At 68.3% G+C, this 10,700-nt stretch carries 9 protein-coding genes; 7 read left to right on the top strand and 2 right to left on the bottom strand.

Annotated elements, in window-relative coordinates:
• The first annotated feature begins 92 nt into the window (after positions 1–92).
• The 3 genes from xylF to H9Q09_RS16665 all read left to right on the top strand — a co-directional run bounded on the left by xylF (position 93) and on the right by H9Q09_RS16665 (position 3,477).
• Positions 93–1,136, top strand: a complete 1,044-nt coding sequence (gene xylF / locus H9Q09_RS16675) for a D-xylose ABC transporter substrate-binding protein (protein ID WP_024351651.1) — start codon at positions 93–95, stop codon at positions 1,134–1,136.
• Positions 1,137–1,333: 197 nt separating this feature from the next.
• Positions 1,334–2,644, top strand: a complete 1,311-nt coding sequence (locus H9Q09_RS16670) for a sugar ABC transporter permease (RefSeq protein WP_187391958.1) — start codon at positions 1,334–1,336, stop codon at positions 2,642–2,644.
• An 80-nt stretch (positions 2,645–2,724) separates the two neighbouring features.
• A complete protein-coding gene (locus H9Q09_RS16665; RefSeq protein WP_029703515.1) occupies positions 2,725–3,477 on the top strand; it encodes an ATP-binding cassette domain-containing protein in 753 nt (250 codons plus the stop codon).
• A gap of 51 nt (positions 3,478–3,528) precedes the next feature.
• Here the strand turns inward: H9Q09_RS16665 and xylB are convergent, their stop codons facing one another.
• Positions 3,529–4,986: a xylulokinase gene (xylB, locus tag H9Q09_RS16660; protein ID WP_187391957.1), complete on the bottom strand. Its 1,458-nt coding sequence runs from the start codon at positions 4,984–4,986 to the stop codon at positions 3,529–3,531.
• 118 nt (positions 4,987–5,104) lie between these two features.
• Positions 5,105–6,418 (bottom strand): xylose isomerase, encoded by a 1,314-nt coding sequence (gene xylA / locus H9Q09_RS16655; protein ID WP_187391956.1) that lies wholly within the window; start codon positions 6,416–6,418, stop codon positions 5,105–5,107.
• Here xylA and H9Q09_RS16650 point away from each other — a divergent pair.
• The 4 genes from H9Q09_RS16650 to H9Q09_RS16635 all read left to right on the top strand — a co-directional run bounded on the left by H9Q09_RS16650 (position 6,417) and on the right by H9Q09_RS16635 (position 10,699).
• The gene (locus tag H9Q09_RS16650; RefSeq protein ID WP_187391955.1) at positions 6,417–6,728 is read left to right on the top strand and encodes a hypothetical protein; all 312 of its coding nucleotides are present in this window, start codon (positions 6,417–6,419) and stop codon (positions 6,726–6,728) included. The genes xylA and H9Q09_RS16650 overlap by 2 nt on opposite strands.
• Positions 6,729–6,827: 99 nt before the next feature.
• Positions 6,828–7,772, top strand: coding sequence for an aldo/keto reductase (locus tag H9Q09_RS16645; protein WP_187391954.1), 945 nt, complete (start codon positions 6,828–6,830; stop codon positions 7,770–7,772).
• A 10-nt stretch (positions 7,773–7,782) separates the two neighbouring features.
• Positions 7,783–8,592 (top strand): DUF6064 family protein, encoded by an 810-nt coding sequence (locus tag H9Q09_RS16640; protein ID WP_187391953.1) that lies wholly within the window; start codon positions 7,783–7,785, stop codon positions 8,590–8,592.
• Positions 8,593–8,794: 202 nt separating this feature from the next.
• On the top strand, positions 8,795–10,699 hold the full coding sequence (locus tag H9Q09_RS16635) for a propionyl-CoA synthetase (RefSeq protein WP_187391952.1): 1,905 nt from the start codon (positions 8,795–8,797) through the stop codon (positions 10,697–10,699).
• The last annotated feature ends 1 nt before the right edge of the window (position 10,700 follow it).

Genomic DNA, 10,700 nt, shown 5'->3' with positions numbered 1-10,700 from the left:
CACGATTTTTTCCGAGGCTTGGAAAAAGTCTCGACGGCCGGGATGTGGGCCGGGGACCGGAAAGCGGGCGCCATGGCGCCGGGAGGAAAATCATGAAGTTTCTGAAGCTCGCGCTGGCTGGCGCGGTGTTCTCGATGGCTGCCGCCGGATCGGCCGCCGCGCAGGACGGCAAGACCGTCGGCGTGTCCTGGTCCAACTTCCAGGAAGAGCGCTGGAAGACCGACGAGGCGGCCATCAAGAAGGCCCTCGAGGCCGCCGGCGCCACCTATATTTCGGCGGACGCCCAGTCGTCGGCCTCCAAGCAGCTCACCGACGTGGAGTCGCTGATCTCGCAGGGCGCCGATGCGCTGATCATCCTGGCGCAGGATTCCGCCGCCATCGGCCCTGCCGTGCAGGCCGCCGTCAACAACGGCATCCCGGTGGTCGGCTACGACCGCCTGATCGAGAACCCGGATGCCTTCTACCTGACCTTCGACAACAAGGAAGTCGGCCGCATCCAGGCGCGCGAAGTCCAGAAGGCCCAGCCGGAAGGCAATTACGCCTTCATCAAGGGCTCCTCGGCCGATCCGAACGCCGACTTCCTGTTCTCGGGCCAGATGGAAGTGCTCCAGGAAGCCATCGATTCCGGCAAGATCAAGAATGTCGGCGAGGCCTATACGGACGGCTGGCTGCCCGCCAACGCCCAGCAGAACATGGAACAGATCCTGACCGCCAACAACAACGAGGTCGACGCGGTCGTCGCCTCGAATGACGGCACCGCCGGCGGCGCCGTGGCGGCTCTGGAGTCCCAGGGTCTGGCCGGCTCCGTGCCGGTCTCCGGCCAGGATGCAGACTTCGCGGCGCTCAACCGCATCGCCCGCGGCACGCAGACCGTCTCGGTCTGGAAGGATTCCCGCGAACTGGGCAAGCGCGCCGCCGAGATCGCCATCGATCTCGCCGACGGCACGGCCATGAACGAGGTCGAGGGCGTCGAATCCTGGTCCGGTGGCCCGAACGGCACCGAGATGCAGGCGATCTTCCTGAAGCCGGTGGCGATCACCAAGGACAATCTGGACACCATCATCGACGCCGGCTGGGTGTCGAAGGACGTGGTCTGCCAGGGTGTCGACGCCGGCTCGGTTCCGGCCTGCGACTAATCCAGACGACACGACGGCCGCTCCCGAACAGGGGGCGGCCTTTCACCCTCACGGCCTGCTCGAACGCCCGGTCCTCGGCCCGGCGCTTCCCCCACGGCCGGATCGGGTGCAACATTCCAACAGGACAGCGCTGAACGCCTTGCCCCGGGCCCTTTCGCCCGGCACCGCACCAGCGTGATTGCGCCAGGGAGGCGAGCATGAGCCAGTCGGCATCCGAACCCAGCGTCGGCGCCCGCGCGTCGACGGGAGGCGGCCTGTCCCGATTTGTCCGGGCCACCGAAGTCGACACCCGCATGCTGGGCATGGTCGGCGCGCTCCTGGTGATCTGGCTGGTCTTCCACGTCCTGTCCGGCGGCATCTTCCTGACCCCGCGCAATCTGTGGAACCTGACGGTCCAGACCTCGTCCATCGCGGTCATGGCTACCGGCATGGTGCTGGTCATCGTCACCCGCAACATCGACCTGTCGGTCGGCTCGATCCTCGGCTTCACCGGCATGGCCATGGCCGCGCTGCAGGCCAACATACTGCCCGGCATGCTCGGCTTCGACAGCCCCTTCACCTGGCTTCTCACCCTCGCCGCCGGCATCCTCGTCGGCGTCGCGATCGGCGGTCTGCAGGGCTACATCATCGCCTTCATGGGCGTGCCGGCCTTCATCGTCACGCTGGGCGGCCTGCTGATCTGGCGCGGCGTCGCCTGGTGGCTGACCTCGGGTCGCACCGTCGCCCCGCTCGACGATACGTTTCGGCTGATGGGGGGCGGCGCCACCGGCTCGCTCGGCGAGACCTGGACGTGGATCCTCGCCATCCTCGCCTGTATCGCCGTCGTCGCCTCGCTGGTCTTCGCCCGCAAGCGCCGGGTGCGCTTCGGCTTCCCGCAGCGACCGGTCTGGGCGGAGGTGACCATCGCCGCCGTCACCACCATCATCATCCTGGGCGCCGCTTTGGTCCTCAACGCCTATGAATGGCCGTCCGCCATCGCCCGGCGCTACGCCGAGGCCGCCGGCATCGAGGTGCCGGAAGGCGGCCTGCATATCGGCTACGGCGTCGCCGTGCCGGTGCTGATCGCCATCGTCGTCGGCATCGTCATGACCTTCGTGACCCAGCGCACCCGCTTCGGCCGCTACGTCTTCGCCATCGGCGGCAATCCGGAGGCCGCCGAGCTCGCCGGCATCAACACCCGCTGGGTGGTGATGAAGGTGTTCATGCTGATGGGCGGCCTCGCCGCCCTCGGCGCGGCGATCTCCACCGCCCGCCTCAACGCCGCCACCAACGCGCTCGGCACGCTGGACGAGCTCTACGTCATCGCCGCGGCGGTCATCGGCGGCACGTCGCTCGCCGGCGGTGCCGGCACCATCATCGGCGCCATGCTCGGCGCGCTGGTCATGCAGTCGCTGCAGTCGGGCATGGTGCTTCTGGGCGTGGATTCGCCGCTGCAGTCGATCGTCGTCGGCGTGGTCCTGATCATCGCCGTGTGGATCGACACCGTCTATCGCAGGAGGGCCGCATGAGCGCCACCGAGCAGTCCATCCACGACCACGGCGCCGGTCACAGCGACCCCGTCGACCGCAGCGGTCCGCCGCTGGTCGACATGCGTGACATCTCGATCGCCTTCGGCGGCATCCACGCCGTCGACGGCGCGACCATCGATCTCTATCCCGGCGAAGTGGTCGCGGTGCTCGGCCATAACGGCGCCGGCAAGTCGACGCTGATCAAGATCCTGTCGGGCGCCTACAAGCGCGATTCCGGCGAGATCCATGTGCGCGGCGAGCCGGCGGCGATCGCCAATCCGCGCGATGCCAAGGCCTATGGCATCGAGACGATCTACCAGACGCTGGCGCTGGCCGACAATGTCGACGCCGCCGCCAACCTCTTCCTCGGCCGCGAGATGCTCACCCCCTGGGGCACGCTCGACGACGGCGCCATGGAGGCCGAGGCCCGCAAGGTGATGGGCCGGCTGAACCCGAACTTCCAGCGTTTCAAGGAGCCGGTGAAGGCGCTCTCCGGCGGCCAGCGCCAGTCCGTCGCCATCGCCCGGGCGATCCTGTTCAACGCCAAGATCCTGATCATGGACGAGCCCACCGCGGCGCTCGGGCCGCAGGAGACCGCGCAGGTTGGCGAGCTGATCAAGGAGCTGAAGAAGGACGGGATCGGCATCTTCCTGATCAGCCACGACATCCACGACGTCTTCGACCTCGCCGACCGGGTGGTGGTGATGAAGAATGGCCAGATCGTCGGCGGCGCACGGACCGAGGACGTCACCAAGGACGAGGTCCTCGGCATGATCATCCTCGGCAAGTGCCCGCCCGGCGCAACGCCCGGCCCGGGCGCGATGCGCGAATAGCAGATCGTTTGATCGGGCGCGGGAGGTTCTCGCGCCCGAATGCGTTCCGGGTCAGTCCGCCATGGCGGCGCGCAGCGCTGGATAGAGCCTGCGATAGAACAGATAGGCATCGTCGAAGGCCCGGCCGTGGGCGTTGTCTGGCCGGAAACGGCGGGCGATCGGCGGCTCGGTCATTACCGCCTTCGGATCGTCGCCGGTCGCTGCGCAGAGGCCGAGGCGAGCTGCCCCGAAGGCGGCGCCGAAATCGCCCGCCTCGGGTAATGCAATCTCCGTATCCAGCACATTCGCCATCAATTGCAGCCAGTAGGCCGAGCGCGAACCGGCGCCCACGGCGATCAGCCGCTGCGGACGCGCCGCTTCGCCGCCGGCCTCCAGGCAATCGCGCATGGAAAAGGCGACACCCTCCAGCACGGCCCGCGTCATCGCCTCGCGGCCGGTATCGGCCTCCAGCCCGGCGAAGACACCGCGGATTTCGGAATCATTGTGCGGCGTGCGCTCGCCGGACAGATACGGCAGGAAGGTCAGACGGCCGGGGGCCTGCACCGTCTCGCCCAGGGCGCCGGTCAGCGCCGCCGGCTCCTCCTTCAGGAGCTTCGACAGCCACTCCACCGAACCGGCCGCCGACAAGGTCACGCCCATCTGGTGCCAGAGGCCGGGAATGGCATGGCAGAAGGTGTGCAGCGCCGTCTCCGGCGCGGGCTCGTAGCCGGCCGAGGCGGTGAACAGCACGCCCGAGGTGCCCAGCGACAGGAAGCCGGCGCCGGGTTCGGCAACGCCGACGCCGCAGGCCGAGGCGGCATTGTCGCCGCCGCCACCAGCCACCACCGTGCCCTCCTTCATGCCGAAGCGCGCGGCGAGTTCGGGGCGCAGGCCGCCGGAAACCGCGGTGCCCTCCACCAGCCGCGGCATGTGGTCGATCGCCAGCCCGGTCTTTTCCAGCATCCGCGCCGACCAGTCGCGCGCACCGGTGTCGAGCCATGCGGTTCCGGCGGCATCCGACATTTCCGACACCGCCTCGCCGGTCAGCCACAGCCGCAGATAGTCCTTCGGCAGCAGCACCCGGCGCAGCCGGGCGAAGACCTCCGGCTCGTTGCGCGCGACCCAGACGATCTTCGGCGCGGTGAAGCCCGGAAACACGATGTTGCCGGTGATCGCCCGCGATTCCTCATCGTCGAGTTCGGCCGCCTCTTCGTGGCTGCGGGTGTCGTTCCACAGGATGCAGGGCCGCAGGACCGCGTCGTCCGCGCCCAGCAGCGTCGCCCCGTGCATGTGTCCCGACAGGCCGATGCCGGCCACCGCCGCGAGATCGGCGCCATGGGTATCGGACAACTCGCCCAGCGCGGTCTCGCAGGCCGCGATCCAGCTCTGGGGGGCCTGCTCCGACCAGCCGAATTGCGGCCGCTCGACGCTGAGCGGTACCGAAGCGGACGCGATGACGCGCTGGTCGTCGCCGATCAGCAGGGCCTTCAGCGAGGAGGTGCCGAGATCGAGGCCGAGATAATTGCTCATGTCACGTCCTTCACTGGCCGCAGGTTCATGCGGATTCGTCGAGCTTGCGCCGGGCCGCCGCGGCGAGGAAGCCCGACCGGGTCAGACCGTGCCGCGCGGCATAGGCTTTCTCAAGCCGTCAGACGTAGCGGTTGACCACGCCCTCGAGATATTCCTGCCGGCCCGAGCGGGGCTGCGGGTCGAGGTCGAGCGCCCGCGCGGCGACCTGTTCCAGGCTGCGCTCGCCGGCAAGCACCGCCTTGCCCTCGCTGCCGTCCCAGCCGGCATAGCGGTCGCCGACATGCCTGGTCAGCGCACCATCGGCCAGCATCTTCTCTGCGGCCAGAAGGCCGCGAGCGCAGGCGTCCATCGACGCGACATGGGCGATCAGCAGATCGTCCGGATCGATCGACTGGCGCCGGATCTTGGCGTCGAAATTCAGCCCGCCCGTGGTGAAGCCACCATGCTGCAGCATCTCGTGGAAGACCAGCGCCAGTTCCTTCACGTCCATGGCGAACTGGTCGGTGTCCCAGCCCAGGAGATCGTCGCCGCGATTGACGTCGAGGGAGCCGAACAGATCGTTGGCATAGGCGTAGCGCACCTCGTGGTCGAAGGAATGACCGGCGAGGATGGCGTGGTTCTGCTCGATGTTGAGCTTCACCTCGCCGAGAAGATCGTATTTCTGCAGGAAGGCGAAGACCGCCGCCGCGTCGAAATCATACTGATGCTTGGTCGGCTCCTTCGGCTTCGGCTCGATCAGGATCGGCCCCTCGAAACCGATCTTGTGCTTGTAGTCGACGAGCATGGCGAAGAACCGGCCGAGCTGGTCGAGTTCGCGCTTCATGTCGGTGTTGAGCAGGGTCTCGTAGCCTTCGCGCCCACCCCAGCAGACATAGTTCGCGCCGCCAAGGCGATGGGTGGCATCGAGCGCCGCCTTCACCTGCCCCGCCGCATAGGCAAAGACGTCCGGATCAGGATTGGTCGCCGCGCCGGCCATGTAGCGCCGGTTGGAGAAGAGATTGGCGGTGCCCCAAAGCAGCCGCACCTTCTGGCTCTCCATCTTCTGGGCGAAGATGTCGGTGATCGCCTTCAGATTGTCGTTGGATTCCTGCAACGACGCGCCTTCCGGCGCCACGTCCACGTCGTGGAAGGTGAAGAACGGCACGTCGAGGAGCCGGAACATCTCGAAGGCGACGTCGGCCTTCTGGCGGGCCAGCGCCAGCGGATCCTCGCCATGCATCCAGGGCCGCAGGAAGGTCTCGCCACCGAACGGGTCGCCACCCGGCCAGGTGAAGGAATGCCAGTAGCAGGCGGCAAAGCGCAGATGGTCCTCCATCCGCTTGCCCATGACCTGCCGGTCCTTGTCGTAGAAGCGGAAGGCGAGCGGGTCGGTGGATTGTTCGCCGGCAAAGGCGACCGGCGTCGAGAGATCGAAGAAGGAGGTGTTGGACATGGAACAGCTTCCTGAAGGTCGGGCTTTGCGCCCACGGGAATGGCGGTGGTGTCAGGTGCGAAGGGATGGCGACGGCCCGGAAGAACGCGGCGACAAACGCCCGAACGCCCGGCTTTCGCCGAGCGTATCGCGCGCCGCGCGCGCGGCTTCTCCCGTCATCATGGCATCCTCCCGGATCGGCGCGGGGCAGTCGAGCGAGCCCCCACGCCGCGTCTTCGCGCACAGTATCGCGCAGGCTCGCCGCGTTTTGAAGTACGCACCTCAAAAATTCGCGGCGGGCGGGTTTTCGAAGGTCGGACCGGGCCGTTGACGATCCTCTGAGACAATCGTGAGCGGCAAGCGGTCGCGTCGTCGCAACCTCCGTGCTCTCCTCGGGTTGCACCTCGACATGCCCAGCCCGGAGGATCCCATGCCGCACTCGTTCGACCGCCGGACCATCCTGACCGGCGCCGCCGCCACGGGCCTCGCCGCGACGCTCGGTCTGTCCCGCGCCGGTGCGCAGCCGGCCGCAGGTGCCGGGTCCGGCCCGCTCACGACGAAGACCGTCCCGTCCAGCGGCATCGCCATTCCGGTCATCGGGCTCGGCACCTGGATCACCTTCAATGTTGGTGACAATGCCGAAGCGCTGGCCGAGCGGACGGCCGTCATGCAGGCCTTCTTCGAGGCGGGCGGCGGCATGATCGATTCCTCGCCCATGTACGGCTCGTCCCAGGCAACCATCGGCCACGGTCTCAGCCAGCTTGGCATCCCCGATACCCTGTTTGCCGCCGACAAGGTCTGGACGGGTTCGCCCTCCGACGGCCCCGCGCAGATCGCCGAGACCGAGCGCCTGTGGGGCGTCCCGCGCCTCGCCCTGATGCAGGTGCACAATCTCGTCGGCTGGGAGGGGCATCTCGACACGCTGGCCGCCATGAAGGCCGAGGGCCGCATTGGCCATATCGGCATCACCACCTCCCATGGCCGCCGCCACGAGGAGGTCGCGGCGATCATGGAAAGCCGGCCGATCGACTTCGTCCAGCTCACCTACAATCTGGCCGACCGGGAGCCCGAAGAGCGTCTGCTGCCGCTGGCCGCCGAACGCGGCATCGCGGTGATCGCCAACCGTCCGTTCCGGCGCGGGGCGCTGATCGACGCGGTCGCGAACCAGCCGCTGCCGGCTGTCGCCGCCGAGATCGGTGCGGAGACCTGGCCGCAATTCCTGTTGAAATACATCGTCTCGCATCCGGCGCTGACCGTCGCGATCCCGGCAACCCGTCGCGTCGACCATCTGCGCGAGAACATGGCCGCGGCGACGGGGCCGATGCCTGATGCCGCGCAGCGCCGGCAGATGGCGTTCGCCTTCGACAATCTCTAAGACCGCTCCCATGCTGGCCGATCTGTCCACCTACAGCCTACAGGACTTCCTGTTGTTCGATGCGGCGATCTACCGGGATCTCTTCGCGCAGATCAACGCGCGCGCCTGGCCGGTTCCTGTTGTCGGCATCGCCGTGGCGCTGGCCTGCCTCGGGCTCGCGGCAGGGCGGCATCGCCGGGCTCTACCGGCCAGCGCGGCCCTGCTGGCGGCGGCCTTTGCGACGTCCGCCTGGCTGTTCTTCCTCGGCGTCTATGCGACGATCAACTGGGCGGCGATCTATCCGGGCTGGGCCTTCGCCGCCGAGGCCGGCCTGCTTCTCGTGGCCTCCGTCGTCTTCGGCCGGTCAGCGCAGCCGCGCATCTCCCTTTCGGCGCTCCGTCTCCTGGCGGGAGCGGCCTTTGTCCTCTACGGCCTCATCGTCCATCCGCTGGCCGGCTGGCTGTTCGGCCGTGCAGCAGACGGCCTCGAATGGTTCGCCCTGGCTCCGGACCCCACCGCCCTCGTCGCCATCGGCCTTCTCGCCGTCACCGTCCCGCAACGGCGGCTGGCCCTGTCGCTGGCCGCGCTGCCGCTGCTATGGCTGGCGGCAAGCGCCATGACGCTGTGGCTCCTCGAAACGCCGGGCGAGGCGCTGCTCTTGGCCGCTGCGCCGATCGTCGGACTGGTCGTCCTGCTGCTGCCGGCGCGCCGTCTGCGCGAAAACGCCGTCACCGATCCCCTGCCGGCGATCAAGCCTGCCAAGACCGCAGCCGTCCCGCGTGGCCTTGCGGCGACCTTCCTGCCCACCAGCCCGCGCAGCACCCGCACCGAACGAGCCTGAACGAGCCTGAACGGCGGGCCCTGCGCCAGGCCCCATGGCCGCTGGCGTCCGCGCCGAAAGGCGAATGTCCCTTCCCCTCACCGGTCGTTAGGTTACCCTCCTGGAATGCCGAGCCTGTCGTCAGGCGCGGCGGGGAGATCGCGGAATCCGGCGCGGCGGCAGCGCACCGGATCGGCACGAGGCGCAACGGGGAGGAACGACCATGGCCAGCCGCTATCACGAGGTCTACGACGCCAGCCGAAGCGACCCGGAGAAATTCTGGCTCGACGCGGCCGGCAAGCTGGTCTGGACGAAGAAGCCGACCCGCGCCCTCGACCCCGATGCCGGCGTCTATGGCCGCTGGTTTCCCGACGGCGAATGCAACACCTGCTTCAACGCCATCGACCGCCATGTCGAGGCCGGGCGCGGCGACCAGGTCGCGATCATTCACGATTCCCCCGTCACCGGCGGCAAGCGCAAGCTGACCTACGGCGAATTACTGGTCGAGGTGAAGGCGCTGGCCGCCAATCTCACCGATCTCGGCGTCGGCCGAGGCGACCGGGTCATCATCTACATGCCGATGGTGCCGGAAACCATGATCGGCATGCTGGCCTGCGCCCGCATCGGCGCGATCCATTCGGTGGTGTTCGGGGGCTTTGCCGCGCGTGAGCTGGCCGCGCGCATCGACGACGCGGCGCCGACCCTGATCCTGTCGGCCTCCTGCGGCATCGAGCCGACCCGCAAGGTCGAATACAAGCCGCTGCTCGACAAGGCGATCGAACTGGCCACCCACAAGCCGGCCGCCACCATCGTGCTGCGCCGTCCCGAACTCGACTGCGACCTGATCGAGGGCCGCGACCACGACTGGGACGAACTGCGCCACCATGCGATGGCCGCCATCGCCGCCGGGCGCGAGGTGCCCTGCGCGTCCATGAAGGCCACCGACCCGCTCTACATCCTCTACACCTCCGGCACGACCGGCAAGCCGAAGGGCGTCGTGCGCGACACCGGCGGCCACATGGTGGTGCTGCACTGGTCGATGCAGGCGATCTTCGGCACCGACCAGGGCGAGGTGTTCTTCTGCGCCTCCGACGTCGGCTGGGTCGTCGGCCATTCCTACATCGTCTACGCGCCGCTCCTGCGCGGCTGCACCACCGTCCTGTTCGAGGGCAAGCCCATCGGCACGCCCGACGCCGGCACCTTCTGGCGCGTGGCCGCCGAACACGGGGTCAAGGTGCTGTTCACCGCCCCGACGGCGATCCGCGGCATCCGCAAGGAGGACCCCGACGGCAAGCTGCCGGGCAATTACGATCTGTCGCAATTCGAGGCACTGTTTCTGGCCGGCGAGCGCGCCGATCCGGAAACCCTGATCTGGGCGGAAAAGGCCCTGCAGCGGCCCGTCATCGACCATTGGTGGCAGACCGAATCCGGCTGGCCGATCGCCGCCAATCCCCTCGGGCTCGGCCTCCTGCCGATCAAGCGCGGCAGCCCCGGCGTCGCCATGCCCGGCTTCGACGTGCAGGTGCTGAATGCCATGGGCGAACAGGCGCCGCCCAACGAGATGGGCGCCATCGCCATCAAGCTGCCGCTGCCGCCGGGCGCCCTGCCGACCCTCTGGAACGCCGACGACCGTTTCCGGGACGCCTATCTGACGGCCTTCCCCGGCTACTATTCCACCTCCGACGCCGGCTTCATCGACGAGGAGGGCTATGTCTACGTCATGGGCCGCACCGACGACGTCATCAACGTCGCCGGGCACCGCCTGTCGACGGGCGAGATGGAGGAGGCCGTGGCCGGTCATCCAGCGGTCGCCGAATGCGCCGTCATCGGCATGCGCGACGCGCTGAAGGGCGAGTTGCCCTGCGGCTTCGTCGTCCTGAAGAACACCAGCCAGCTGGATCGCGGGCAGATCGAAGCGGAGCTGATCACGCTGGTGCGCGAACGCATCGGGCCGGTCGCCGCCTTCAAGCGCGTGCTCGTCGTCGACAAGCTGCCCAAGACCCGCTCCGGCAAGGTGCTGCGGCGCACCATGAAGGCCATCGTCGACCGGGACGATTACGAGACCCCCGCGACCATCGAGGACGCGACCGCCCTCGACGACATCCGCCGCGCCGTCTCGGGCGACTGAG

Source organism: Aurantimonas sp. DM33-3, from assembly GCF_014334315.1.
Classification (GTDB): Bacteria; Pseudomonadota; Alphaproteobacteria; order Rhizobiales; family Rhizobiaceae; genus Aurantimonas; species Aurantimonas coralicida.
This window is presented reverse-complemented; position numbering and strand designations above follow the sequence as displayed.